Origin of the sequence: Pseudoflavonifractor sp. BSD2780061688st1 E11 (assembly GCF_005844125.1) — a bacterium.
GTDB classification, from domain to species: Bacteria; Bacillota; Clostridia; order Lachnospirales; family Lachnospiraceae; genus Sellimonas; species Sellimonas catena.
In genome coordinates this window covers 1-25,589 of the sequence record NZ_SPHM01000041.1, presented here as the reverse complement: position 1 = coordinate 25,589, position 25,589 = coordinate 1, and the positions used below count along the sequence as shown (strand labels likewise).

The window sequence follows — 25,589 nt, the reverse complement described above, 5'->3', positions numbered from 1 at the left end:
CATAAATCTCTATTTTGTTAGCTGAAATATTGAATTTTCAAGGTGCGAAGCCCATTTAAGGTATGGGAAGTCTTAGTAACTAACATTGTTTTGCCACCAATAAAAAATGCTACCGCATCAGCAATTATTAGAATCCAACCTAAAGCTTTTAAAAATTGCTTTGTTTTTTTACGCTTTTCTTTTTCTATTGTTTTTGACATATTTTTGATAGTTGTATTCTCATTACATATAGATTTATAGAAATTCTTTTCTATCCAGTTTAAAGCAGGTACATACTTTGATACATCTTTGTTCTGTTCAACTAACTCACCAAAATCCACAAGATCTATTTCATGTTTTATAAGTGTATCATATAAAATATCATAATTTACATACACTTGCTCCAGAGTAACAAGTCTATTGTACATCTTATCAATTAATATGACATCTGTTCTACCATTTAATGGAATCATTAAAATACAACGAATATCATTATATTTTATATGCTGAGTTTTCTTAACCAGATAGCTAAATACAATTTCATCTTCATTTACTACAATTATTTGTTTCTTGTATGCCAAAATTAAAGCAATACCTAAAAATACAAAAGGCATAAAACATATCGCAACCCCCATATTTCCTGTAACAAATGTTACCAGTACGATTATTAAAAAAAGAACTGTTGTTACTATTCCTAAATTTTTTACAAATTTACTTAATCTAATGACATTATCCATAAACTCAATCTCCCTATATGATTCACATTTTTCATTTTTTACGTTCTAATTTCTTCTTATCCTTTTTTATTTCTGCAATCTTTACTTGCAGCCAGTCCACATTTCTATTTCGGGCAGAAATTTTAGCGATTTTTTTCTGATTTTTATATAAAATAAAAGCTTCTCCAAATAAATTCTTTTTTCTTTTCATCTGGGTAATATCCGTTAATCTTATTTTACAGTTCTTCCTTAAAAATCCATTTCTATATAGCCATCCATCCTTGACAATTGTTTTGTCCATTAAAACATAAAATAAATTTCTAATTATCTTTTCATAAGTTCTTATAACACCGATATATCCCTATTTTACAGGCTTTATCGGTGTTTTCTTTTTGGCAGATACTTCTTATAACCACTCATAAATCTGCATTCTTACTAAGTCCGTTTTCTTTTGGAAATATTTTTTCAATGTCACGAAAGCGGTTTGCACAGAATATATGTGGTAAAATATTCCAAGCGTGAATGGAATGGTCGCAACCGCTGTTTGTTATTGTGAGTTGTCCCCATGTTACTGCCGAATTGAACGCATTATTTAAATAGCTCATATCCTTTTCTTGTAATGCTAAGTAACTTCCTAAATAAACAATCTTTTTTCCGAAATTTTCATGCAATAATTTCAGCCATATAATAATCTGTTCTTCTGGCTTTTTACTTTGACAGTATTTCGTATACTTCTTTAATCGCTCATCAATATATGCGTTCATGTTGGCATATCCAAACATTTTATCCACATTTTGTAAATATAGTTTGATAAGTTCCTTTTTTTCCATAGAGTACCTCGTTTCACTTATAAAATTTTGCTATTTGCTACATAAATGCTTTCAATCCCATTAGAATAAGTATAATAGCAATATATACACCCCACTTATCCCAATTATAAGTGTCATAATAAAATTGAAAACAATACAAACTTTCTTCTGATTTAAAGAAAAATGTTCAAATTTTTCAAGGTTGTATTGACGAATATAACTTTTAGTAATTATGGAATAAATTGAATAACCAATAGCAATGATACTTGAAATAATAGCAATAATATCAGTCATTTTACAATCCATATCTTCCCTCCTAAAAAGTTTGCATATCATTACCACAAAAATTAAAATATTATAATGTTTAAATTTATTGTTTTTCTTTTGTGAAATAGATACTTTTTATATCACATCTTATAAAATGCGGTTTTGCCTTGTAAATACAGCGTTTTCCGCCTGTTAGTGTATAGTGTCTTTTGTTTTTTGTGCCCCCCTTGTTAGATAACGGGGGCTTAATCTTCGCTCGCCACAGGCTCGCTCACAGACGAAGTAAACCAGCCACTTGCAAGACATGGCAGAAAAATCTGAAAGATTTTCCTGCCACCGTGTCTGGATCACTCCGTCTGCCTAACTAATAATATAGTATTATGTAAAAATGTCATTTTATTTAGGTACATCTACCGAATAGCTTAAACAGTCACCTCTTTTGTTACTTTGTAAGTCATTGTAATACCATAGATACATGACTCTGTCATATACATTGATTTCAATTACACCGTCCGGTTTTTGTCCTTCTACTTCCAATGAATAGATTTCTTTATCATGTGCATAGCCGTAAACAAAACGCTTGCTTGGATAATCGGGGTTTAAGTCTTGTTGGAAATCACTTAATTTCAAAGAAGAGTGAATAAGCTCTGTAATATCATCTAACAAAATTCTATCTCGTTTCGTTGTAACCGGTGTAGCATTTATAAATGCGTATTGTGTATGCCCATTCTGTATCTGCTTTTTACAACGAGCCATTACTAAGCCTTGAATATCATCGTTATCATTTCCAGCCCGATAGAAAATCGTATCATATTTTTTGCCTTGCCATATATGCAAGGTTTCATCAACATGATTAAGAAAATCAGCAGGAACCGAAAGTTCCTCATTTTCAGCATTCAAAGTGGAAAGTTGAATAGCTTCTTCAATCGTGTCATAATATACAAGCTTGGCATTATTTTTATCATAATCATTTATCGTAAATTCCACGTATTCATTATCTTTATTTTCTTCTTCCGGAACATAAGTATAACGACCATTTTCAATATGGTCATCATATTCAACATCAACAAATAACCCAATCCCTATCAGAGCTACAAAAATCAAAGAAATCGCTCCAATTATGATTAACATTATTTTCAAAAATTTTTTCATGGCATACACTTCCTTAATCACTTCAAGTTTATCTATTATTATTTATCATATTATATCATTAGAAAATTGAGTAGTCATCACTTTTCTAGTATCTGTCAGAATATTTTTTATTCCATAAATTATCAAGAGTGTAAACATTGCTACGCAACAAGCTCTTGACAATTCATGTCCTAAAAAATGATTAATAATCAAGCAGAAAAAGAATAGTTATACTGTATTACAGCAACAAAAAAGACATCTCATATTCTGTATGAAATGCCAATTTTGCCTTTATTTATGCTGTTTTCTCTGTCGTATCAAGGTTCTTTCATTCGTAGTAAATTAGTGGTAAAATTCTTTTATTTTTTGTTTCATATTGCTTAAAATCCCTGTGTTTATGCGGATAATTCGATTTTTACTCTTTTTGGGATAAAAACTGCATCACAATATCGAACCAAAATATAAAAATCAATTTTATCTCTTTATCATAATTATATACATCAACTAACCACATTGTAAAGCAAAAAGCAAGCCATTTTCAGACTTGCTTTCCACCAGATTACTGCACCTTATTGCCAAATCATCTCCTTATTCAAAATTCCCTTTTCACACTCTTGTATAGTATTTATTTGCTACCCATTCCATCTGTTTATCTGCCTTCAACTCTTCCTTAATCCCCTGTGTCTATTTCATTTGCTCTACAATTGACTATTATTCCAGCGATTATATAAAAACCATAACCAATACAAAATATGGAAACGGTGCTTCTAACTATACCGCTAAAGCCTTTCGCCATTATCCCGAAAATAGTACTCCAGCAGAGAAATAGCGCCAGCAGACATAAAAAACTCGAACCCCTTGTAAAATGGGCATCAGAAGTTTTCTACCCGTTATTCTTGTTCTATAATTCAAGTGAATCTTCTGAATCTATCCACATCTGTAAATTGCCATCGAGATATAATCTTGCATATTCTAAAGGCTCATCCACAGCCAATGAAGTAAGCGCACATTCTGATCCATATGTGGTTTTTAAATCTTTTTCAGCTCCCCAGCAATCAATGCGAAGCATATATCCAACACTTATGCTTTTCTCTTTTTTTCATTCTATCACAAGCTCACCATTAATCATCATTTTTTTGATATTTTTTCTTTTCCCCCACTGTAAAACAGGCTCTCAGCGTTTCGTTATATAGAGGGGTACACATACAGAGCAAGATCCACCCATGTTTAACGGTATTGCCATTTGGCCTCCCGTCAACCTATGGGTTTTATCTTAATGGGGATCTCCCCATACCCTCTCAATAACAGACGTTTCACTTGTCTGTTGGTTCCACCTAAAGGTGTTCACAGCACTATTTCTAATATCGGAAGGGACAGCCGATATTGAAATACGTGGACTCCCGGTGGGAGGAATAGTCTCAGCGGAAGGAGGAGTATGAGAACAAAAAACAAAGATAAAGAACTGAATCACAGATATTTTATAGGATTACGTCTTACAGATGTCGAACTTGATTTATTAGATCAAGGTGCAGCTTGTTTGTCCATTAGCCGATCAGAATATCTGAGAAAACTACTACTTGAAAAGCAAATCAATCACCAAATTGAAGTTGTTGCAGACATGAACGATCTCAGAAAACTGGTCAGTGAATATGGAAAAATCGGATCGAATCTCAATCAGATTGCCAAGCATTTTAACAGCGGTGGCAGTCAGTCACGTGCTATAGAAAATGAAATCCATCAGTGCATCACTGACTTATTCCTACTGAGAAAAGAGGTACTGAAACTGGCAGGTGGTATGAATGGCAATCGTAAAACACATTAAAAGCAGAAATGCAAATTACTCAGCTGCTATCAATTACCTTCTGTTTGAACATGATGAAAAAACCGGGAAAAAGATTGTAGATGAATCCGGTCGAAGCATCTTGCGAAAAGAGTTTTATATGGATGGACTGAACTGTGATCCGATGTCTTTTGACAAAGAATGCGAACTGACAAATGCTCATTTTCATAAGAATAAGAAACGTGAAGACATCAAAAGTCATCACTACATTATCAGCTACGATCCAGCCGATGTTACAGAAAACGGTCTTACCGGAAAGAGAGCACAGGCAATCAGTTTGGAACTTGCAAAGCAGATGTTTCCCGGATATCAGGCACTGGTAGTTACTCACACCGATGGCCACAATGAATCCGGAAATATCCATACTCACATCGTTATCAACAGTGTGCGAAAGACTGCAGTGGAAAGGCAGCCATATATGGATAAACCACATGAGGAAGCCGCCGGTTACAAGCATCGTTCCACTGATAAATTCATGAGCACTTTTAAGAAAACTGTCATGGATCGGTGCCAACAGGAAGGACTTCACCAGATAGATCTTCTTGCTCCGGCTGAAAGAAAAATCACGCAGAAAGAGTATCAGGCACAGAAACACGGCCAACAAAAACTTAATGAGATCAATCAGAAAATCATCGAAGATGGTCTCAAACCAACATCCACCGTGTTCCTTACACAGAAAGAATATTTACGAAATGCGATTGATGAATGTGCTGCCACATCCAATAGTTTTGATGAATTCCAATCTAAACTTCTGGAACAATTTCAGATCTCTGTGATTGATCATCGGGGCAGATACAGCTATCTTCATCCTGATCGACAGAAGCGGATTACTGAACGTGCACTGGGAACACGATATGGAAAAGAACACCTGGAACAGACCTTCTTACGCAAGGATCCATTGACCATTCTCTACGTCAGATCTCACCTTCGCCTGGTTGTAAATCTCCAGACAAATGTGAAAGCAATGCAGAGCCCGGCTTATGCTCATCGGGTAAAACTTTCTAACCTGCAGCAAATGGCAAATACCATTATCTATGTGCAGGAGCATGGATTTGATACGCAGTCAGATTTGAAAAATACACTGCTTGCAGCAAAGCAGGAACTGAAAGAAATGCAGACACAGTTTGCTCAGCATCGGTCCAATCTAAGGACTCTCAACGATCAGATCCGCTACACCGGACAGTACTATGCAAACAAGGAAGTTTATTCCCAATTTTCAAATGCAAAGTACAAAGGAAAGTACCGGAAAGAACATGCGAAAGAAATTCAGAAATATGAAGAAGCCAGAGATTGGCTGAGATCCTTTTATCAGGATGGAAAGATGACAAGCCTAAAAACCCTGACTTTACAAAAAGAAAAACTGCAACAGCAGATAGCTTCCGAAGAAGAAGCAATAAGCAGCTTGAAAGAAAAATTAAAAGATCTGGACACTGCCGATCAGAATGTTGATGCCATTCTTCAGATGCAAATTCCAGAACCAGTGAAATCAAAAACCAAAGATCTCGAACGATAACTATTACAAAACAAAGGAGGAACTATCACATGACACAAGAAGAATTTAATGTTGTATTTGAACTTCAGATGAGAAAGTGTGCCGATATTCTGGCACATAAAAAGAAAGAATATACCGGTGATAATATTGACCGCCTCAGTGCATTCAAGATTGCTGCCGCTTTACAGAACTGTGATCCAAAAGCAGCACTGGCCGGCATGATGTCGAAACATGTCGTATCCCTTTACGATATGTGTTATTCCACTCTGTTACATTTTGACATGGAACAGTGGGATGAAAAAATCACAGACTGCATCAATTATCTGATCCTTTTAAAAGCTCTGGTAAAGGAGGAACAGGCCTATGGATCACATTGAAACAGCTATCTTAAACTGCTATGGAATCCGGGAAGCAGAACAAAATATGGTCTTTGCTGCCAGGCTCACACAACACGGTCATACGATTCAGAGCATGGCAGATCTGATGGACCTTTACCATCAATCCTACAGTCAGAAGACCGTAGAAAACATTGCGGGGCTTCCACATCCAACCGTACAGAAATTCATGGTCATTACCGTGGCTGTTGTTGGTGCAAGCAGACGCTTCCTGGCACAGATCACAAGGCATCAGAACGAAGTAAAGTACATGAGTGCATCTCTGCAGTACAGCAATTATTCCGGTCACGCTGCATTTGCTATTCCATATGGGATCATGAAAGCAGATAAAGAAATCCAGGATATTTACAAAAAAAGCTGTCAGTCAGATCTGGACCACTATACAGAACTCTGTGCCTTAGGCATTGATCATGATTCAGCCGGATATGCCACACCTCAGGGACTTCGAAACGTACTGATCATCAGTGCAACGCCTTACCAGTGGAAGCATATGATCGGTCAGAGAACCTGCAGAAGAAATACGGATGAAACAAGGATTGTGATGCTACAGATCTGGCAGAGATTGTACAAATTAAGCCCGATTCTTTTTGCACCGGATCTGACCGGTCCATTCTGTCAGAGAGGAAGCTGTATGGAAAAACAGATGTCCTGCCAGAATCCTATTTCAAAACTTTGGATACCGTCAGATATCTTAAAAGCAGATTATCCATTGCTCATCAGAAGGGAGGTGAGCAGCCATAAAGATTAAACTGATTGACTTTGGTCTGAAAGCAGATCATTATCCCTTCCGGCCACATGAAAATGATGCCGGTGCTGATGTATTCATGCCTTATGATTGCGTATTAAAACCAGGTGAGGTTGCAAGAATTCCACTTGGATTTGGTCTCATCATCCCCGATGGATTTGCCGGATATGTCTTTCCACGAAGCAGCATGGCAGCAAAAGGACTGGTATGCGAACTTCCACCGATCGACTCCGGTTACCGTGGTGAGATCCATGCCATTATCAGCAACGTAAGCACATCTTCTCAGACCATTCATAAAGACACACGCGTCGGTCAGCTGGTGATTACACCAGTCGTGATCGCAGATTTTGTCCTGGACCTTGGTAATGAACGAGGAACCGGGGCTTTTGGAAGTACAGGAGAATAATACTATGATTACATTTGGAAGAAAATTAAAACACTTAAGACAGAAAAATCATCTCACCCAGAAAGAACTCGGCATGGCTGTTGGATTTCCAGAAAGCTGTGCTGATGTCCGGATTTCTCAGTATGAAAGCGATGTCCGAACACCGAAAGAGGATCTTATGAAACTCTTCGCATCAAAACTCGGTGTTCCGGTTGAACTCTTTACCGTACCGGTACTCTCAGAACCCAGGGAGTATGAGGCAGCGGAGTATTGGAGGTATGAGTTAGGGGCAGAACTAGATTAAGTGTCATAATACTGAAATGAGGCAACGGCTTTTCCGCTGCCTCTCTCTTATCATTTTTTGGGGTAATAATTGAAAATATCCTGCGTTGAGCAATCCTCTTTTTCTGCGCTTTATCTGCATATCTATATATTTCATTTTATTTCTGTTCCATCGATAAAAAGCACATATTTATCTAGATTATGAACAATATCATAATCTTTTCCATATTCAATCGGTCTAAATTCTATCTGCATAATGGATTTTCCATTTTCGATATCTTCTTTCCAAGAATATACGGTCATATCAAGGCTGGTTGCATATCCATGATCTGTAGAAAATTTTATTGAATGAAATGAATTCTCTTTGTACATTTTTAAAAGCAGTCTTGCAAATGCTTCTTTATCAGAAATATTTTTTCTGTTAGCAACTACTGTAAGATTTTCATCTCTATTCATAGAAAAACTGCCAACTACATCTGGCTCACCTTCTTTATACTTTAATAAGCTTTTTCCAATTATCATTCCAACAATAATCGAAAAAACGATAGCAACAAATACAAGTGTTATATTATTTTTCTTCATTTTATTAAGTTCCTCAGAATTATATATAAGTCTTTAGAACTACTATATCATATTTTCACGTTAAACCAAATAAAAAAGAAGAGCAATAAGCCCTTCCATCTTCTTATTCATGTATTTATTCCACCAATGCCCTCACCGCATTGATAATTCTCTGTTGCTTTTCTTTAGGTAGTTTCTCTATCATTTCAGATAATTCATTCGTAACGCCAGTAACCGAATGTGTCACAACATCAATCAATAGTGTATCTGCTGAAACATCTAATGCATTTGCAATCGCAATAAAGGTATCAAGTTTTGTTACTTTCAGTCCTCTCTCTATAACACTTACATGAGTTGGACTTAAGCTTACCAGTGCTGCCAATTCTTCTTGTGTAAGATTCTTAGCTTCCCTTGCAGCTTTTATTCTCTGACCAACCGCCTTTAAATCCATTGTGACACCTCCTTTAGAACGATAATTCGGTCTAAAACTAGTATAACGATTGATCTTTAAAACATACAGAATCTACAGATTGTTAACTTGTTCTTTAGAACTATTTTAAATTAAAAAGGCCCAAAAGGGCACTTTCCCTTTTGAGCCTATACACTTTATCAACTAACGTATTTTGCTTTCATTTTTCCTCATGGTCATGAGGCTTTTTTCTCTTAAATCGCATTCTATGAATCCTTTGATTGTTCTTTCTGTTCTTCAATAATTCGTTCGGTTGCTTTATGAATCCTATCCTTGGAATAGGGTGGTCTTAAATTCAATGATAACCGTCCCTTTCTGATCATATACGTTTCACTGCCATCTTCCGAAGCTCCTTTCAACCAGCAATCATCCGGACACTTCTCAGCAAAGGATCTCAACCGTTTCTGCAAGCTCTGATTGAAGGTATACACATCATAGAATCCGTCATCTTCATTGGTCAGAATAATCGTTTCTTTTTCACACTTTAACCTTCGCATATTCTACCCCCGCTTTCTTTCCATTTCCTGATCCAGGTACTTTGGTATCGGCTTTCCGGACCGACGAGCAATAGCAATCTGTTTCTGATGCAGTCGTTTAATCACGGATCTTCGTTTCTTAGGTTTGCCATCCTGTTGATTTCTGGGAGTCTGTTTGTTGCTGCGGGCATTAGAGATCTTTTCTGGATTCTTCTTCTGATTATTTACCAGACCGTCCACCATATCATAATTGGCTTCGGTACCGGATTCTCTGCTTCGTTCATAAGTGCCGTTCTGGTAGAACTTCTGGTAATGTTCCAGACGGATTTTACCATCTTGTTTTAACTGTTCGACTGAATTTAGCGGTGCCTGCTGTTGAATGTAATTATGGATCTTTTGTTTTGTTTTTTCGTCGAATTTCTTACATTCTTCGACAACCATTTTTCCATAGGCATCCAGGATAACACCTTGAGCCTGATCCCGGTATACTTGATGCTCCATCAGATAAAACTGTTTCCCGTTGATGATGATGGTGTCTGTTGCAATCCAGTTCCCTTTTTTTCCGTCAATTTGATAATTCTCAGTCTCCATAGTGATCAGTGCGCCCGATGTATTGATACGAATGAATCCGGCCAGATACTGTGGATAGTTCTCATCTACATAGTAGCAGTTGATTTCTCCATCCCTGTTCAGTACAAGTACGTCACTGACTTCGCATTGCTTTTTCATTCGTTTCCAGATGTCAGCGACTTTTTCTTCTTCCTGCATTTCATGAATCGAGATTACTCGGTAATTTTCGACAGTAATCGACACATTCTGCTGTCTTGCTTCTTGATATGGCAGATGCCACAGTGCTTTTCCTGCTGTCTGCTGATCTACTCGGTAGACTGCAAATTGATTAAGCTTCATAGGCATCGTCCTCCAAGTTATTCAGATAATAATTCAGATCCAGAGAATAGTAGTATTTGTCTTCGATCTGCTGTAATTTTCCAACTGTAGAATTGATGATCTCAATTATTTCATCATTCTCAGAATCACTTTCTTCCTGTTCCAAAACTTCCAAAGCTTCTTTCAGTGTTTGGATTGTTTCTTCCTTTGTGTGCTGCTGGAAGATAGCAGTAATAGTCAGTTCGTTTTCTTCCAGGTTTACATTTCTCATAGGCTCATTTCCCCCCTTTTCTTTTTCGGTATTGGTTTCATCTGTATATTCAGCTCCTTCTCGTTTTTTTCTTCGCTTATATTTTTTTCGTTATCCACTTTCTTATTGGATTCCAGAGGATTTTCCACATTTGGATGTCTTTCTTCCAAGTATTTTTCCACACGACTGATTGCATTTTGCACATAAGAATTTTCTCTAAATCCAGGAATCGAATTCAAAAATTCTTTCTGTATTTTTCCTTCAATCATCAGACTCTGCATTCCTTCATAATCACTTCCGTCTTTCAGATCAAAGCCAACACATTTCAGTCCATGCATACGTTCTGATGGGATTTTCTCATAAGCTTCCAAGGCTTCTGGTAATGTCAGGTCATAATGTACTTCACCCATTACAGGAAATTCAGCACATTCAGCCGCATAAAAGCTGATACATGTAAGATCATTTTCATAATCCACATTTTCTATTTCCGGGACAATATCGAGTATTTTTTCTCTTTGTGCTGCAAAGTCTGGAAGTTCTGCAAATCCAAATCGATCCACGTAATATGCCTGCATATCCCCACCACGGTTTGTAATGATAACATCACTGACCGACATAGAATGTGCTTTATAATCTGCCGGTGGATTATCGTTGAACATAGCGTACAAATCATCCAGCTTTTCATTTTCATGTAATCTGCCAGAATAGACACATTTATAATTGTCCGCATCGATTGTAATGCCATCTTCTTTGACCATTGTCATATTCATAAATAAATGTTGTTTTCCCGGTGTGCCTTCATCCACATGGTAAATCGCATAGCGGTCACCATTCCCTCTGAACATTTCTTCCTCTAGGGTATAATCAAACTTAAATGGATACAAAGCCCGATCAACTCTTTCCGAAATATCCGTTCCTTCTGCAATCGTATCTTCCAGCCAATCTTTGATATCTTCCCATGATTCAAACTGCAAATACCCAGCAATTTCATGTGTCCCATCCGGTGCCAGTACAATATGTCCCGGTTTGCTTTCCCGATAATCATAGCGGTATCCGGCTGCTTCCAGTGCATCTACCAGAATGCCGTATTTTTCATGTAATTCTGTTTTTTGTTTTTCTTCAAGAATGATTTCCAGTTCTTCTGTAAGCTGATCGATCATTTCACCGGCTGTCTTGCGGATCACATCCATAGATGCTTTCATTTCCTTCATTTCCCGGCTGCTGCTCCAACCTGCAATATAAGGAAAACTGTAATCCGATGTATCCAAACCAAAGGAAGAACACACACAGTAAGCAACGGATTCTGCTTCAACCTCTTTTGTCAGACGGTCTTTTTCTACACCCAGGCTTTCCATGATTTCCTTGTCATGCAGTTTAGCATGGGCTGTTTCATGAATAGTAGTCTTTAAGGTCTGACTTTCACTGAGCCCTTTTTTGATCACGATTTCCTTGTCTGCATTGTGATAATATCCATTGGCATTGCCATCGATCTCATCGAATCGAATCGGCACTGGGGATATTTTCTGAATAGCCTGCATGAAAGAATCAAAATCCTGTACAGCTGCAGTCAGTAATTCCGGTGCTAGTGTCTGGATTGGTTCCCCGGATGTCTGAGCAATATCAAAGACGGTAACTGCTTTAAAATGTGGAACTGTAACTTCCACTTTTTCAGTCTTAGGTTTTCCATCAGTTCCCATGATTGGTCGCTGATTTTCATCCAGAACCTCTTTTTCCTTCATTTTCTTATATGGTGCCGGTGCAATGATTGTAATTCCTTTTTCCCCTTTCATGACCTGTCTACCCATGGACTGCCAGTTTTTGTAACTGGTAACAAGTGTGGCATCCGGTCGTTGCATGGCGATCAGCATTGTATTATTAAAGGAATAATTGTGAAACTTTGCCATGGTTTTAAGAAATTCCTGATAGCGGTTACTTGTAAAAAGTTCTTCCACACCGGATTCCAGTGACTGCATAATGCTGTCCATATCTTTTCCCTGGACCGGCAGTGGAATAGTAGTAGTTTTTTTTTGTTCTGTCATAATACTCCTTTCCAAAAACGCCCTACGACATTGTGCTTATGCCGCAGGGCTTTTTATTAGTTGATGAGATGATTATTTTTTATTAGAGTTCCATATCGTGCTTCTTTGTTTTCGGTTTCTGATCCGGCTGTTCTTTTCCAACTTTCTCTGTTTTTGCAACCTGCGCTTCTTTTTCTTTCTGACGTTCTGTGAACCTGTCTGCCTTTTCAAAGACGTGATCCTTTGTGTCAAAGTGATATACATCATTGGTAAGGCGTTCTGCTGGTGCTACCTGAGTGGCATTAACTTCTTTTACCATATCTCTTAACATTTCCGCATCCACTTGACCGTCATCCGGCAAGATCAGCATTTGATGGATGGATGATGGCAAAATGAAGAAATCATTTCCCAGAAGTTCCCCCATGTTATCCATGAATTCCGGATAAAAGATCACACTGGCTCCATCAATTCTTTCTGTATTCGTAACAACAAAGAATGTCGGCATCTCGCTTGACTCCTGCAATGTTTCTAGCAGCATTTCACGTTCATCTGGTGTCAGCATGAGAATATTTTTCTGATATATTTCATCTATCAGTACACCTATACTTGATACCTCTGGGACCATGACACGCGGTGAACTTTTCATAGCGTCTTCATGAATCTGCTCCTGTGTCACTCCATATTCCTTCATCATTTCATTTGTAATCAGCATGGAACTTAATCCATCCTGATTCTTGCCTACTGCCACATGATAGGTAATTGCAAGATCTTCCTTTAACTGGTGTGGCACAATTTCGAGGACTTCCTTATTTGCTTCGGCTGATGACACACGGATAAACAGCTTGTCCTTCACATCTTCATAGTTTAAAATAGCTTTCAGATCAACCTGTATCGGTGCCTCAATAACTATATCTGCAATCTTTCTGCATACAGTTTCCATTGTTACGCCAGGCTGTGCTTTATATGCTTCATACAGCCGGTTAAGATTGATCGTCGGGGTAAGCATCTCACCTTCTTTTCTCACCATCAGTCCCGTATAGGCACGGTTCAGTTTATGACACTCCATCGTTGATACCTCTGCATTCTCATAATCCCTTGGTAAAAAGAGTTTGATATTGTCCTTTACTTCATTTACAAATTCATTAAAATTCATTCTTCGTTTTCTCCTCTAATCTGTTTTCTTATTTCTTTTTGCTTTTGTTTTTTGGTTTCTTTTGTGGAAAGGATAAAGAGAAATTCACCCTTCCGGTTTCATCTGCATCCATATGAAGATCTGCCTCAAAGTACATATTTTTCTTTCTGGAATACAGGTCTTTTACATGCACACTTCCGTTTTTCAGAAGTTCTGCAGCCATCTTTTTATCCATGGTTTTTTCCATGCTCTGCAGATAGCGGTTATCTTTCCAGAGAGCAAAGTGGCAATCGTGGTTGCTGCAATAGAAGTTGGTCTTGCTTTCGTATACCAGGCTGCCGCATACCGGACAGGTTCCAATGCTTTCTCTGGTCTGAAATCTTCTTGTTTCTTCTTCGGAGATCGCATCACATCCATTCAGCATCATGGTGAGCATATTTTTGATCCCAGTCATAAACTGTTCCGGTGCAATTTCTCCATGCTCCATCAAGAGCAGCTGATTTTCCCATTCTGCAGTCATACTTGCAGATTTCAGGAAGTCTGGCAGGATCTCCACAAGGACTTTTCCATCATCTGTTGGAAGGATCTGTTTTCCTTTTCGGGTGGCATATTGGGAATAGATCAGTTTCTCGATGATACCGGCTCTTGTTGCCGGAGTTCCTAATCCTTTCTTTTCCGTATCTTCATCGAATTCCTTATTTCCAGCTGTTTCCATTGCCGCAAGGAGCGTATCTTCACTGTATGGTTTTGGCGGTGATGTGAAATGTTCTGTCTTTTCTGCAGCTACAGCATAGAAAGTCTGTCCTTTGGTTACTTTCGGAATCCTCTCTTTCATTTCTTGATCTGGATCTGCTATTGCCATGCGGTCCTTATTTTTGAAGCAGTTTTCAAAGATTTTCCATCCATCCTGCAGGACAGTTTTTCCTTTTGTCTTGAAGACTTCTCCCTGGCATTCCACTTCAATCTCTGTTTCCTGGTAAATGTGATCTTTACTCATTGCCATGACCGTATGGACTGCGATCAGAAACAGAATCTTTTCTTCCCAGGATTTCAGTTCATCCATATGGCAGGATGTAAGTTCCATCGTTGGGATGATTGCATGGTGATCTGTCACTTTGCTGTTATTCATGACTTTCTTCACATCTGGCTGTTCCGGCTGATCGAAAGGACCTGTCAGCTGATATTTCTCATAAATCTGACGTACCACATTTCTTGCGGTCTGCTCCATATCTTCGGTCAGATACTGACTGTCCGTTCTTGGATAAGTGATCAGCTTCTTTTCGTACAGGCTCTGGGCGGTATCTAATGTCTGTTTGGCTGTCATTCCATAGATACGGTTTGCTTCTCTCTGCAGTGTGGTCAGATCATAAAGCTTTGGGGCTTTTACTTTCTTTTCGGCTTCTTTTACAGCAGTGACAATAGCTTCACTTCCCTGGCATCTGCTTCTTAACTGTTCCGCCTCATCCGGATCAAAGATCTTTGACTTTACTGCCGGAATTCCGTCACAATCCAGTTCCACATTGAAATACTTTTCTTTTTGGAAATTGCTGATCTGTCCGGCACGTTCCACCAACATGGCAAGTGTCGGTGTCTGAACCCTTCCAACGGTCAGCTTTTTGAAGTACTTTGTGGTGTAAGCTCTGGTTGCATTCATTCCTACCAGCCAGTCAGCCTGAGAACGGCATACAGCAGCTTCGGCCAGATGTCGGTATTCCTCTGCGGATCTCAGATGCTGCATTCCATCAAAGATTGCTGAATCTTCCAGAGAACTGATCCATAATCGTTTCACCGGCTTTTTACTTCCGGATAAGTCATAGACATGTTTGAAGATTAATTCTCCTTCACGTCCGGCATCACAGGCATTTACGACGTATTCAATTTCCGGACTGTTGAGCAGTCTTTTTAAGATATAGAACTGATCTTTCTTATCTTCTGAGACTGTAACTTTCCAGTCTTTCGGGATGATCGGGAGATCTTCATATCTCCACTGGTTAAATTTTTCATCGTAAGCATCCGGTGAAACATACTCGACCAGATGTCCGAAACACCAGCTGACCATACAGTCGGTTCCTCTTAAATATCCGTCTTCTCGTTCCTGTGCTCCAATCACTTCTGCGATTGCTCTTGATACACTTGGTTTTTCTGCAATTACTAAATACATGATGTATTACCTCCTTCATATAACGAAACGGAGAGAGCATGTTTTACAGCCCCCTCCGCTAAAAAAGTTTATTTATTTTTCATTTTCTTCAAAATCTTCGTCTTCAGACTCTTCCTCATCCGGAACTTCTTCCAGTCCACCTGTTTCCAAACCTTCCGGCTGATCATCCTCATCTTCCTCTTTTTTAGGTTTATAGATCTTGAAGTAGTAGTAAGCTGCCACACCGCCGAGAGCCAAAATCAGGATTGTTGCCATTGCACCCATATTGGTTTTTGCAGATGCTGTTTTCTCCGGATCAATGGTAGCTTCCTTGTCTATATCCTCATTATTTGTTTCATCCAGCACTACCTTTGATTTATCTGGCTGTGGTGTTACAACAGCAGCTGTACTGTCTTTATCCAGAAACTCGGACAGATCATTCTCATCAATCTGAGATAACATATAGACATTCTGGGATGTGGCACTGCGGTCAATCACGATATAGAAGGTATTATTATTCTTCGTTGTAACCGTAAGAAACTCCTTCGTGGAATCATCGGTAATGTCATCCTTAACTTCGCCATTTCCAGGTGTCGTAAATGCAGTTCCCTGGTCTGTTCCATCTTCTGGCAACACCTCATTTGTACTTGCCGCCTCATCCTTTTTCTCTTCTTTGTCTGTTGATTGATCTGTCTGAGTTGTCTCTACTTTGGATGCCTCTGCTGATTCATCCACATAGGCAAATGCTGTGGTTGATGCTGTAAAAAGCATCATGACTCCCAACAGCAGTCCTGCCATTTTCTTATTCATTTTCTTCCATTTCACCATTCTGATATTCCTCCTTATTTTCTTCTGTGAATACAAAGGAGCCTGAACCTTCTTCGTCAGACTCCCTGCTTACCTGAAATTTAACTTTTCCACTCTGGATACCATCCAAAAGATCATATAACTGATCATTCTCCATCTTCATACCACGGATGCACTTGATCATCTCATTGTCCTCTTCCTGCTTTAATGCAGCCTGGACACCCCTAAGATATTGCTGCAGATCCGCGATCTTTTTCTCTGTCTTGGCAATCTCATCCAGATATTTTTTAATCTTTTTATTCAAACTTTCACCTCCCTTCAATCACCCATTTATGGCAGTCTTCCAAAGCACATGAAGTGTTGCTGCCAGTAGGATGTGCTGATATTTGAGTAATGGATCGGATCCCCACAATGGATCATCATATTGTTACCGACATAGATACCCACATGGCTTGCACCAGATGTGTTATACGTTCCCTGAAAGAAGATCAGATCTCCTGGTTTTGCTTCTTGCGGTGATACATAAGTACATACACCTCTTAATCCATCCGCGGTCAATCGTCCATAGTTCCATCCATTACCACAGTGGTTAATGACATAGGATACGAAACCTGAGCAATCAAATCCGGACGGAGAGTAGCCACCCCATACATAAGGTACTCCCAGATATTTTTCTGCTTCCCGGATCATCCGGGCAAATTCTTCATCCTGCAGTGCTTCTGGTGGAATCTCATAGCTCATTCCATTACCGCCTGATCCACTGGTCACATTGTTTACATCCCACAGATAATTTCTGTTTCCATAGGTCGTATTTAATGCATTATAAATGATCAGCTGCTCTGCATTCAGATTGGCTCTTGCCACAGCATCGAAACCTCCATTTGTCAGTGTCACGTATAGAATCTTCTTGGTACTTGTACTGGTAACGGTTACTTCCTGACTGCCATTGTCATCTGCGATATAGGCTTCCCAGGTCTGGTGTCCATGAGCAGAAGCGGCAGCATGGTTGTCATAGTAAACGTCAAACTGCACACCATATCGTGCAAAAGCTCCGGTATCTTCAACCGTGTATTCCACACCATTCATTACTACCTTCGTTCCGATCGGCACAAATGGATTGGAAGCATCTACAGCAATGGTATGGTTTGCTGTTGGATATGCACCACTGGCAGTTGGACCTCCGGACCATACACCACAACAGATTCGACAGTTACAATATCCGCTGGTCACTACCTGTCCTAATGATTCTCCGACTCGAACATTTCTGGTTTCTGTCACCGTTTTTGTTCGACCTTCTGTATTCAGATGATATTGTGCTTCAAAAAGAGATTGCAGCTCGTTTTCAACATCTGAGTACGTCCAGTCCCCGTATTTTGCGGTAAGATACGAGATAAGATGGTATGGATTATGACCAATCTCAGCAATGTTGTACTGATACTCGTCATAATTTGGATGTCTTCGTTCCATCTCATTGATCTGCTGATTCAAGGCACTTTCCAAAGCAGCATATCTGTTTTCGGCAGCATAAATATCCTCGTCTGAACTTGGATACGTTGTAATACCGATCACAGATCCAGCACCCTCGATAGAAGCACTGCAGCTCCCCAGAGATACCTCTATGACAAGAAAAAGAAGCACAAAAATACCGATGCCTGCGAACATGGCACGATTACGCTTTATGATCTCTTTCAAGGCGATCTTTGCTTTTACCGTCATGTTCTCGACACCGGCAATGGTTGTTGCTCCACCCAGACTGCCAGCGGATTTTCCGGATCTGGCTGCCCGGTATGCATCCTTATATCGTTTTTTCTGGAAGAAGCGGTTATAGAAATGTCTCTTTTGTTCGGCTTTCTTTACCGTTTCTGCATTCTTGACTCCTTCCATACTTTCTGCAGAACCAAATTTCAGTTTCTTTTCTACGGTAGCCTCACGATAACCTCTGCGATGGATTTGCACATCCGTCCGTTTGCTGCGGATCTGAGCATGACGCAGACCACGTAACGCATCTTCTGTTTCACGCTCTGCAAGTCTGGCACTTTCCACACCTGCATTTTCATCTGTTTCTTCCTCTTCGGAAGAGACTTCTTTCATGCCAGATATAACAGCTTGTGTAGCAATGTATTTCCCGGCTGTCCCTCCCGGTTTCATGCCAGCACCTTTCACCATCTGATTTCCTTCATCATCAAAAGATAATCTTCCAGCTTTTGCCTGTTCTTCGGTCATCTGTTTTTGCAGCTGTTTCTTCCGAATGGATTTCTTTTGGCTGTTCAGATTATTATCATCATCCGGGATTTTTTCATAACGATGCAGTTTCTTTCGATATCCGGATACTTTTTCTTCCGGTGTAACTTCAACTGTATCCTCAACAGCTTCCTGCCGGACAGAAGATTTCCGGATCTTTTCCATCTGCAGTCGTTTACCTTTTCCCGATTTTGAATCTTCATTCTCAGCCTTTTTCCGTTCCCGTTCAGGAACAAATTCTTCCTTATTTTCCGGTCGTCCTCGACTCCTGTGACTGATATCTTTTACACTACCATCACGAAGATTTTCTTCTGTCAGACCATCCCTGGTCATCTTTGCGACCTTTTTATCTTTGCCTTTAAATTCTTTTCCAGCTATAGGTCATCACCTCCTGGCACAACTTTTCTTTCTGTACTCATTCAGTTCCTGGCGTCCTATAATCGGGATACCAGGATAACCATCTGCCTGTGTCCTGATTGCTGGAGAGCTCGCCTGGATATGAAATACCCAGTTCAATTCACTCGGATCTCTCGGCCAGAAACCATTGATCAGCATAGCCTCCTTGAACTGATTGTTGTGCAGATGGATCTGGGTACGTTTATACAGAACTTCTTTCAGATCATCACTGGTAAGATGCGGATAGATTTTCTGTGCCGGATAAAAATTCCAGAATACCCAGTCAAGGATAATGTTCTGTGTTTCCAGCGGAAGTTCATACAGATGATGATCATCATTGACTGTATGAACACGGTATCCAGGCTGTACATTTTCCAGATTTTTCATCTGAATGTAAGGATTGTCCTGATTCCACTGCTTGATTCGGATCTTATCAATTTCCTTCATTTGCATCCCTCATTTCTTTATCTCGTTTCAATGTTTCCTCGGGCTTCGTGGTCATCAGACCATACAATTTCAATGTCTTATCAAACTTATCCTTAAATGGAATAATTGTCGTTCCATAGAAGAGAAGCCCTTCACCTTCCCCGGAATTTGTCACATAAGACAACTGATATGGGGAAATATTCAGCTGTTTTGCAAGGATCTGTCTGTCACCTGCAGCCTGGTTCAGCATCAGGATAAAATCACTGTTCTATAGTGATAGGTAAGCCTCTGATATCATCTCGGGCTTTTCCCCCACTCCACACCGTGCATGCGACTTTCACCGCACACGGCGTTCCATCGGTTAGTATTTTTCATTGTCTAAACAATCAACCTTTGAATAGAATAAAAACTGTAGTAGTTGAAATAAGATTAAATAGGTTGCATGGAAGCCAACTCACGAAGGTGGTTAACCTTTATAAGCTGTTTGATATCTAGCTGTAGTAAATCCATATATTTGTAAATAGTTTCCGCTTTTGAAGCATGAATGAGTTTATGTACGGAATTCTTTATGAGAATAAGATTCTCATAGGCATCCGTACCGCCTAAATGTCGGGGTAACTTATGATGGCAATGAATTTCCCCAACAGAGGAGAATTCAACACCTGTTATAGCACATTTTCCCCATTGGGCTGAGAAGAGAGATATTCGATTGTCTGCGTATTCCGCACTATTGGAATAGGCTGGTTGACGCATGAGAGCCAACATCATAGGGATGTTGATTCTCAGACAGTTGTGAATACCTTCTCGTCCTTCGGGAGTGTAATAATTCCAGCTCTTCTTACGGAAAAGCGGGTTTTTGTGCTGTGTGTATCCTATTGGATACACGGGCTCATTCGTACCAGCGACATATCGCATCATTTTGGATTTACCAAAACGGGCTTTTTCAAACTCCGTAAGCTCTCGCCCTGTTTTCACAAGACGGTTGCCTGTGCGAGTGCTAAGCCTGTTTGTCAGCAAGGTCATGACTGTGCGGTTTAGGGAAGCACAATCATGATTAACATGTGTGGCGATACAGTAATAATTCTGCATGCCAGTAACCATACTGTTATAGAGTCTGATTTCCCCCTGTTCGCCATATATTTTGCGAGGGTGAACGATTCTCTTTGCCTGTTCTTTAAGCTTCTCCCTTTTGTGCTCGAGATTTTTATCTGCGATATGAGATATAACCACGAGTTTGTTGCCTTTTCTGTGAACTTTCATTTTGAATCCGAGAAAATCAGAGTAATGATTTCTTACATTGACAATCCTCGTTTTCTTTTCAGAAATTTCCAGTTTGAGCCTTTCTTTCAGCCACAGAGTGACTGCACATTTGGTGCGTTCAGCGGAGTCCTTTGTCCTACAAAAGATTCGAAAATCATCTGCATAGCGAACAATGAACATTTCCTTCAGGTTAGATTTCTTAGCCTGTCGAAAGCCGTTTTCAGGTCTAGCATTCCGTTTGCAAATCGGACACCATTGCCATTGACTTTCTACCCAGTGGTCTAATTCGTTAAGCACGATATTAGCCAGAAGTGGCGATATAATACCTCCCTGTGGGGTTCCTTTGTCGGGTGTGATAAAAGTCCCATCTTCCAGTTTGATTGGTGCTTTGAGAATTCGTCTTATGACAAATATCAGTTGCTTGTCATGAATACCCATAGCCCATATCTGTCGTATCAGCTTGGCATGATTCACGTTATCAAAGAACCCTTTTATATCGAATTCAATGACATAGTGAAGATTGGCATGTTGAAGTAGCTGATAACTTCTTGCTATAGCGTTCTCAACCGAATGGTTCGGTCTGAATCCATAGCTGTTTTTGCTGAACTTAGCCTCACAAACAGGTTCCAATACCTGTTTGATACATTGTTGAACAAGTCTATCCCATATACACGGAATCCCTAAGGGTCTCATTTTACTTGGGTCGTATGGTTTTGGTATCTCCTTACGCCTTACAGGTTTTGGGCGATACCCATGTTCACTTCCATTAATAATAAATCTAACTTTTTCAACAACCTCATCGGGGGAACATCTTCCAATGTCCTCGATTGTGAGATTGTCTGTGCCACTTGTTTTACTTCCCGTATTTTTCTTGATATTTCTGTACGCTAGAAGAATGTTTTCCCGTTGAAGAATGACAGACATTAAATCTGTAAAAACTTCTCCGTTCAAACTTGCCTGGTATAGATTATCAATCGTATTCTGCATTCCGTAATACTCATTGTGACGCAGATTATCCTCACAGAGCAGTTGCTTTTTCTTTTTCATGGTCATAAGGCATCACTCTCCTTTCTTGGGAAAGTGTCCCTTTTTGTCATACTCGTAATCCTTATAAGATTGAATGACAACAATTGTTTCTAACCGACTAAAGCCCATTCCTCGAGCCCGCCTTTTTCGTAGGGCTGTCGTAGGTTCGAGCTTCGCTTTTCAGCACAGATTAGGCGGCTTATATGATTCGTCCGCAGATTGCTTATGAGCAACTCTGTACCTTTCCACGTTCCGATAATTCTATCTGTGCATATATCCTTAGGTGTCCGCTATAGTCCTGTCAGCTTGATTGTGCCTGTAACACAATACGGAGTTTCATATTTTCGATTCTTACTACACCGCACTGACCCACAATTAAGTGTCCATACATTTCTATATGGTAAACATCTAGACCCGTACATTCGCGGTTTTCGTCAGTCCGTCGTGGACATTCTCACCATAGATATTTTATAGACTCCCGACGTGTCATCTGCATACAGTACCTCTACCGCACTTTCGACAGCTGTATTTCTACACTGTTTCGGCAGACTTCCGCCGACTTTATCGAGCTCCAGACCCCAACCATTACAGTCGGAGCCGGTCGAAGTATCAGAGAAGGCATTTCAAGGCGTTACCCCATCATTCTACCTTTCGAATTATCAGTTGTTACTTACCTCGTAAGAAGGTAAGTCCGACGATTTTAGCATCGCATGGCCATAAGTCCATGAAGTTTTACCCTCATAGAGCGATGTTTGTGCGTCAACGTGTCGCACCAAAGATATTTTCAATTTCCCTGCTGGCAAGAAGATCTTTGATATTCTGTGTGATTCCAGTCGGTACGCCTCCCCATTTTCTGAATCTCTTCCAGATTTCTACGGAATAAGCTGCTGTCTGTTCTTCTTTGAGCAGAAGGTGGAATTCATCGATATAGTACCTGGTAGATTTGATGCCACGGTTGATTGTAACTCTGTTCCATACCTGATCCTGGACGATGAGCATTCCGATTTTCTTCAGCTGCTTTCCAAGTTCCTTAATATCAAAGCAGACAATACGGTTATTCAATTCCACATTGGTTCTATGGTTAAATACTTTCAGTGATCCATTTACATAGATTTCCAACGCTGTTGCAATTCTCTGGGCCTGCGGTTCTTTCTGCTTTCTAAGACAGTCATACAGGTCACCGAGAACCGGCATATTTTCCGGTTTTGGATCTGCAAAGTACTTCTGATACACCAGTGGAAGACAGCGGTCGATCACTGATTTTTCCTCTGCTTCAATTCCATCCCTGCTTCCCATGATCAGCTCGCATAAAGACAGGACAAAATCGGATTTCACTCCAAGTGGATTGTCATCATCGGAATAATCCATATTGATATCCATCGGATTGATATAATCCTTACTGGTCGGTGAAATGTGTACGACCTGTCCGCCAAGTGCATGGACCAGTGGATAATACTCACCCTCCGGATCTCCGATGATAATGTCATCCTTCGTGACAAAGAACGCGTTGGTGATTTCTCTTTTTGCAGCAAAGGATTTACCGGATCCAGGTGTACCAAGGATTAGTCCATTCGGGTTTTTCAGCTTTTTACGATCCACCATAATCATGTTGTTGCTGAGTGCATTTAATCCGTAATACAGGGATTCTCCTGCCATAAAAAGTTCCTGAGTGGTAAACGGTACGAAGATAGCAGTGCTGGTCGTGGTCAGTGCACGTTTGATGGGGATATGATTGACTCCCAGCGGAACACTGCTCATCAGTCCTTCTTCCTGCTGATAGTCCAGACGTTTCAGTACACAGTTGTATTTCTGTGCAATTCCGGCAGTCTGGAAGATGGCATTGTCCAGTGCCTGTTTGGTCTTTGCTGTATTTAAAAAGAGCGCTGTTACAAGGAACATACGCTCATTTCGTGACTGCAGGTCTTCTAACAGACGCTTAGCTTCTCCGCCATACGTGTTCAGATCCGATGGAATGATATCCATATCGTATCCGGCCCGGACTGCTTTTTTCTGTTCTTCGATTTTCATACGGTTGATATCCGTCACTTTGCTTTTTACCAGCTTGATTGCCTTCATCTGATCCACAGACTGGACATGCAGGTTGACGATCAGGTTCTTATCGATATCCAGAAATTCTGCCAGCATCTTATCCGTAAGCTCCGGTGCCAGGATCTGCAGATAAGAGACAGCCCCGATGGTATTTCCCATACGGAACGTATTTCTGTCTCGGAATACAAAACTGGTCGGTGCCACATAATCCTTTGTATTGAGTCCTGTCCGGATCATGGAACCATAATCAAACTGGAAGTCTGTCATGATATCCGGATTGAAAGTCTCATACAGTATCTGCAGACGTTCCACGCCATTCAGCGGATATGCCGGAACTCCAAGGATCTTGAAGTTGTTCAGGATATCTGATTCAATACGTTCCAGCTTTGGCTTTGCTTCCCGGATATTATCCGCTTCGATGGAAAAGGTGATATATTTTGACTTCACCAGACCGTTGTTTCCTTTTGCCAGCTGCTGTTTCAACATCTTTGCGTATTCCATACGGACATCATCAAAAGCATCCTCCTGTGGTCGGATCCGGATGACCTGCTCAAACTCCTTCATGCTGCTTTTATGATTGATAAAGCTCAGCTGAAAATGGATGCTGCTGTCAAAGTAATTGAGGAAGTCACACCAGTTTTCAAAGATTGCATTTTTATCTTCATTCTGAGCCAGCTGATAGTTAATGTCATAAAAGCGGATACACTTAGAATAAGTTTTTCCCTGTACCCTGCAGATTCCATCTCTTCCCATTTCCTTATAAGCGATCGACTGCTGGACGGACAGTTTTTTCTGCCTGCGTTTTTCCTCCTGCTTTTCTTTTTTCTTTTTCTCTTTTCTGTCTACTTTTTTGTATCCGGTATCTGCGACAGTTTTCTTATTTTTCTTTTTTCGCAACCGTTTTTCCTCCTTTCGGTTTTCCTGTATCCGGAGACTGTCTGATCTGTTCCGGATCTGTCTCATAATAGTTTTCAGTTTCATATTTTCTAACGGGTGAACGAAGAAACTTCACCCTGATCATATGCATCAGAACATCTTCCAGATGCATCCCGTCTTTTTCGTACATGGCAAATAAAAATGCCGGTAACATCAAAAGCACCATGACTGTTGCTGCATTACTGTTTCCCATCACATTACGCAAGAGGAAATAGCTTGGAATTCCCATTGCAGCACCTATCCCGATACAGATCAACTGTCTTTTGGTCAGGTTAAATGCCACTTTATTCTTTACCTTCGTTAAATCTTTCGGTACGCTGACATATGCCATGATTTTCACTCCTTCCTGTAATTTAGTGTGCGTTAAATACGTTAGACCGATGTCGGTCTAAAGTCTTTAATGCCGGGTAATTAGTTATGCCGATAAATATGTGATGAAGCCTGTAAAATCGCCATGCTAAACAAAAAGTATC

At 40.0% G+C, this 25,589-nt stretch carries 26 protein-coding genes and 1 pseudogene; 6 read left to right on the top strand and 21 right to left on the bottom strand.

From position 1 onward, the window contains the following. Positions 1–17 precede the first annotated feature (17 nt). The 5 genes from FGQ85_RS15095 to FGQ85_RS15075 form a co-directional block, all read right to left on the bottom strand. Positions 18–716, bottom strand: a complete 699-nt coding sequence (locus FGQ85_RS15095) for a hypothetical protein (RefSeq protein ID WP_243128583.1) — start codon at positions 714–716, stop codon at positions 18–20. Between the two features lie 31 nt (positions 717–747). Then, positions 748–906, bottom strand: coding sequence for a hypothetical protein (locus tag FGQ85_RS18910; protein ID WP_243128582.1), 159 nt, complete (start codon positions 904–906; stop codon positions 748–750). A gap of 205 nt (positions 907–1,111) precedes the next feature. After that, entirely contained in the window at positions 1,112–1,525 is a 414-nt protein-coding gene (locus FGQ85_RS15085) for a hypothetical protein (RefSeq protein ID WP_005334777.1), read from the bottom strand. A gap of 642 nt (positions 1,526–2,167) precedes the next feature. Further along, positions 2,168–2,923 (bottom strand): hypothetical protein, encoded by a 756-nt coding sequence (locus FGQ85_RS15080; RefSeq protein WP_040015611.1) that lies wholly within the window; start codon positions 2,921–2,923, stop codon positions 2,168–2,170. Between the two features lie 880 nt (positions 2,924–3,803). Continuing rightward, positions 3,804–3,986 carry a DUF6061 family protein gene (locus FGQ85_RS15075; RefSeq protein WP_052302926.1) on the bottom strand — a complete coding sequence of 61 codons (183 nt, stop codon included), beginning with the start codon at positions 3,984–3,986 and terminating at the stop codon, positions 3,804–3,806. A 351-nt stretch (positions 3,987–4,337) separates the two neighbouring features. Between FGQ85_RS15075 and mobC the strand changes: the two genes are divergently transcribed. The 6 genes from mobC to FGQ85_RS15045 are packed head-to-tail and all read left to right on the top strand — an operon-like array spanning position 4,338 to position 8,063. Beyond that, positions 4,338–4,724, top strand: a complete 387-nt coding sequence (gene mobC / locus FGQ85_RS15070) for a plasmid mobilization relaxosome protein MobC (RefSeq protein ID WP_138373847.1) — start codon at positions 4,338–4,340, stop codon at positions 4,722–4,724. Continuing rightward, positions 4,702–6,255 carry a relaxase/mobilization nuclease domain-containing protein gene (locus tag FGQ85_RS15065; protein ID WP_117739829.1) on the top strand — a complete coding sequence of 518 codons (1,554 nt, stop codon included), beginning with the start codon at positions 4,702–4,704 and terminating at the stop codon, positions 6,253–6,255. The genes mobC and FGQ85_RS15065 overlap by 23 nt, the downstream gene beginning before the upstream one ends. A gap of 29 nt (positions 6,256–6,284) precedes the next feature. Further along, entirely contained in the window at positions 6,285–6,611 is a 327-nt protein-coding gene (locus FGQ85_RS15060; protein WP_029471619.1) for a hypothetical protein, read from the top strand. Beyond that, positions 6,598–7,377, top strand: a complete 780-nt coding sequence (locus FGQ85_RS15055; RefSeq protein ID WP_029471618.1) for an FAD-dependent thymidylate synthase — start codon at positions 6,598–6,600, stop codon at positions 7,375–7,377. Before FGQ85_RS15060 ends, FGQ85_RS15055 begins: the two co-directional genes overlap by 14 nt. Beyond that, complete coding sequence (locus FGQ85_RS15050; RefSeq protein ID WP_029471617.1) at positions 7,367–7,780, top strand: deoxyuridine 5'-triphosphate nucleotidohydrolase; 414 nt, start codon at positions 7,367–7,369, stop codon at positions 7,778–7,780. Before FGQ85_RS15055 ends, FGQ85_RS15050 begins: the two co-directional genes overlap by 11 nt. 4 nt (positions 7,781–7,784) lie before the next feature. After that, positions 7,785–8,063 (top strand): helix-turn-helix transcriptional regulator, encoded by a 279-nt coding sequence (locus FGQ85_RS15045; protein ID WP_029471616.1) that lies wholly within the window; start codon positions 7,785–7,787, stop codon positions 8,061–8,063. 131 nt (positions 8,064–8,194) lie between these two features. Here the strand turns inward: FGQ85_RS15045 and FGQ85_RS15040 are convergent, their stop codons facing one another. From FGQ85_RS15040 to FGQ85_RS14960, 16 genes and pseudogenes are all read right to left on the bottom strand, one after another. Next, positions 8,195–8,623 carry a hypothetical protein gene (locus FGQ85_RS15040; protein WP_029471615.1) on the bottom strand — a complete coding sequence of 143 codons (429 nt, stop codon included), beginning with the start codon at positions 8,621–8,623 and terminating at the stop codon, positions 8,195–8,197. Positions 8,624–8,738: 115 nt separating this feature from the next. Next, on the bottom strand, positions 8,739–9,053 hold the full coding sequence (locus tag FGQ85_RS15035; RefSeq protein WP_029471614.1) for a helix-turn-helix transcriptional regulator: 315 nt from the start codon (positions 9,051–9,053) through the stop codon (positions 8,739–8,741). A gap of 224 nt (positions 9,054–9,277) precedes the next feature. After that, positions 9,278–9,568, bottom strand: a complete 291-nt coding sequence (locus tag FGQ85_RS15030) for a hypothetical protein (RefSeq protein WP_029471613.1) — start codon at positions 9,566–9,568, stop codon at positions 9,278–9,280. 3 nt (positions 9,569–9,571) lie between these two features. Continuing rightward, positions 9,572–10,456: a DUF4316 domain-containing protein gene (locus FGQ85_RS15025; protein ID WP_117788201.1), complete on the bottom strand. Its 885-nt coding sequence runs from the start codon at positions 10,454–10,456 to the stop codon at positions 9,572–9,574. After that, positions 10,446–10,706 (bottom strand): transposon-transfer assisting family protein, encoded by a 261-nt coding sequence (locus tag FGQ85_RS15020; RefSeq protein WP_029471612.1) that lies wholly within the window; start codon positions 10,704–10,706, stop codon positions 10,446–10,448. The genes FGQ85_RS15025 and FGQ85_RS15020 overlap by 11 nt, the downstream gene beginning before the upstream one ends. Next, a complete protein-coding gene (locus FGQ85_RS15015) occupies positions 10,703–12,724 on the bottom strand; it encodes a YodL domain-containing protein (RefSeq protein ID WP_117640013.1) in 2,022 nt (673 codons plus the stop codon). Before FGQ85_RS15015 ends, FGQ85_RS15020 begins: the two co-directional genes overlap by 4 nt. A gap of 82 nt (positions 12,725–12,806) precedes the next feature. Continuing rightward, complete coding sequence (locus FGQ85_RS15010; protein ID WP_138373846.1) at positions 12,807–13,856, bottom strand: DUF5688 family protein; 1,050 nt, start codon at positions 13,854–13,856, stop codon at positions 12,807–12,809. Positions 13,857–13,884: 28 nt separating this feature from the next. Continuing rightward, on the bottom strand, positions 13,885–15,996 hold the full coding sequence (locus tag FGQ85_RS15005) for a DNA topoisomerase 3 (RefSeq protein ID WP_138373845.1): 2,112 nt from the start codon (positions 15,994–15,996) through the stop codon (positions 13,885–13,887). Between the two features lie 72 nt (positions 15,997–16,068). After that, positions 16,069–16,803 carry a CD1107 family mobile element protein gene (locus tag FGQ85_RS15000; RefSeq protein WP_138373844.1) on the bottom strand — a complete coding sequence of 245 codons (735 nt, stop codon included), beginning with the start codon at positions 16,801–16,803 and terminating at the stop codon, positions 16,069–16,071. Further along, a complete protein-coding gene (locus FGQ85_RS14995; RefSeq protein ID WP_138373843.1) occupies positions 16,778–17,086 on the bottom strand; it encodes a DUF4315 family protein in 309 nt (102 codons plus the stop codon). The genes FGQ85_RS15000 and FGQ85_RS14995 overlap by 26 nt, the downstream gene beginning before the upstream one ends. Before the next feature lie 26 nt (positions 17,087–17,112). Continuing rightward, positions 17,113–19,356, bottom strand: a complete 2,244-nt coding sequence (locus FGQ85_RS14990) for a CD1108 family mobile element protein (protein WP_138373842.1) — start codon at positions 19,354–19,356, stop codon at positions 17,113–17,115. 51 nt (positions 19,357–19,407) lie between these two features. Beyond that, entirely contained in the window at positions 19,408–19,866 is a 459-nt protein-coding gene (locus FGQ85_RS14985; protein WP_029471606.1) for a hypothetical protein, read from the bottom strand. Continuing rightward, positions 19,853–20,113, bottom strand: a pseudogene (locus FGQ85_RS14980) (conjugal transfer protein TraE); the annotation flags it as partial. The pseudogene FGQ85_RS14980 and the gene FGQ85_RS14985, both read right to left, overlap by 14 nt. A gap of 161 nt (positions 20,114–20,274) precedes the next feature. Continuing rightward, positions 20,275–22,158, bottom strand: a complete 1,884-nt coding sequence (gene ltrA / locus FGQ85_RS14970) for a group II intron reverse transcriptase/maturase (RefSeq protein WP_062807161.1) — start codon at positions 22,156–22,158, stop codon at positions 20,275–20,277. 732 nt (positions 22,159–22,890) lie between these two features. Further along, the gene (locus FGQ85_RS14965; protein WP_243128580.1) at positions 22,891–25,143 is read right to left on the bottom strand and encodes a VirB4-like conjugal transfer ATPase, CD1110 family; all 2,253 of its coding nucleotides are present in this window, start codon (positions 25,141–25,143) and stop codon (positions 22,891–22,893) included. After that, the gene (locus FGQ85_RS14960) at positions 25,058–25,447 is read right to left on the bottom strand and encodes a PrgI family protein (protein ID WP_055163308.1); all 390 of its coding nucleotides are present in this window, start codon (positions 25,445–25,447) and stop codon (positions 25,058–25,060) included. Before FGQ85_RS14960 ends, FGQ85_RS14965 begins: the two co-directional genes overlap by 86 nt. Between the last annotated feature and the right edge of the window lie 142 nt (positions 25,448–25,589).

Excerpts from the sequence above, each read along its gene's own strand:
- FGQ85_RS15015 (WP_117640013.1), bottom strand. The coding sequence starts at position 12,724 with ATGACAGAACAAAAAAAAACTACTACTATTCCACTGCCGGTCCAGGGA.
- FGQ85_RS15005 (WP_138373845.1), bottom strand. The coding sequence starts at position 15,996 with ATGTATTTAGTAATTGCAGAAAAACCAAGTGTATCAAGAGCAATCGCA.
- FGQ85_RS18910 (WP_243128582.1), bottom strand. The coding sequence starts at position 906 with ATGAAAAGAAAAAAGAATTTATTTGGAGAAGCTTTTATTTTATATAAA.
- FGQ85_RS14990 (WP_138373842.1), bottom strand. The coding sequence starts at position 19,356 with ATGACCAGGGATGGTCTGACAGAAGAAAATCTTCGTGATGGTAGTGTA.
- FGQ85_RS15065 (WP_117739829.1), top strand. The coding sequence starts at position 4,702 with ATGGCAATCGTAAAACACATTAAAAGCAGAAATGCAAATTACTCAGCT.
- FGQ85_RS15035 (WP_029471614.1), bottom strand. The coding sequence starts at position 9,053 with ATGGATTTAAAGGCGGTTGGTCAGAGAATAAAAGCTGCAAGGGAAGCT.
- FGQ85_RS14965 (WP_243128580.1), bottom strand. The coding sequence starts at position 25,143 with ATGAGACAGATCCGGAACAGATCAGACAGTCTCCGGATACAGGAAAAC.
- FGQ85_RS15055 (WP_029471618.1), top strand. The coding sequence starts at position 6,598 with ATGGATCACATTGAAACAGCTATCTTAAACTGCTATGGAATCCGGGAA.
- FGQ85_RS15030 (WP_029471613.1), bottom strand. The coding sequence starts at position 9,568 with ATGCGAAGGTTAAAGTGTGAAAAAGAAACGATTATTCTGACCAATGAA.
- ltrA (WP_062807161.1), bottom strand. The coding sequence starts at position 22,158 with ATGACCATGAAAAAGAAAAAGCAACTGCTCTGTGAGGATAATCTGCGT.
- mobC (WP_138373847.1), top strand. The coding sequence starts at position 4,338 with ATGAGAACAAAAAACAAAGATAAAGAACTGAATCACAGATATTTTATA.
- FGQ85_RS14960 (WP_055163308.1), bottom strand. The coding sequence starts at position 25,447 with ATGGCATATGTCAGCGTACCGAAAGATTTAACGAAGGTAAAGAATAAA.
- FGQ85_RS15085 (WP_005334777.1), bottom strand. The coding sequence starts at position 1,525 with ATGGAAAAAAAGGAACTTATCAAACTATATTTACAAAATGTGGATAAA.
- FGQ85_RS15025 (WP_117788201.1), bottom strand. The coding sequence starts at position 10,456 with ATGAAGCTTAATCAATTTGCAGTCTACCGAGTAGATCAGCAGACAGCA.
- FGQ85_RS15060 (WP_029471619.1), top strand. The coding sequence starts at position 6,285 with ATGACACAAGAAGAATTTAATGTTGTATTTGAACTTCAGATGAGAAAG.
- FGQ85_RS15095 (WP_243128583.1), bottom strand. The coding sequence starts at position 716 with ATGGATAATGTCATTAGATTAAGTAAATTTGTAAAAAATTTAGGAATA.
- FGQ85_RS15020 (WP_029471612.1), bottom strand. The coding sequence starts at position 10,706 with ATGAGAAATGTAAACCTGGAAGAAAACGAACTGACTATTACTGCTATC.
- FGQ85_RS15080 (WP_040015611.1), bottom strand. The coding sequence starts at position 2,923 with ATGAAAAAATTTTTGAAAATAATGTTAATCATAATTGGAGCGATTTCT.
- FGQ85_RS15000 (WP_138373844.1), bottom strand. The coding sequence starts at position 16,803 with ATGGTGAAATGGAAGAAAATGAATAAGAAAATGGCAGGACTGCTGTTG.
- FGQ85_RS14985 (WP_029471606.1), bottom strand. The coding sequence starts at position 19,866 with ATGAAGGAAATTGATAAGATCCGAATCAAGCAGTGGAATCAGGACAAT.
- FGQ85_RS15010 (WP_138373846.1), bottom strand. The coding sequence starts at position 13,856 with ATGAATTTTAATGAATTTGTAAATGAAGTAAAGGACAATATCAAACTC.
- FGQ85_RS15040 (WP_029471615.1), bottom strand. The coding sequence starts at position 8,623 with ATGAAGAAAAATAATATAACACTTGTATTTGTTGCTATCGTTTTTTCG.
- FGQ85_RS15045 (WP_029471616.1), top strand. The coding sequence starts at position 7,785 with ATGATTACATTTGGAAGAAAATTAAAACACTTAAGACAGAAAAATCAT.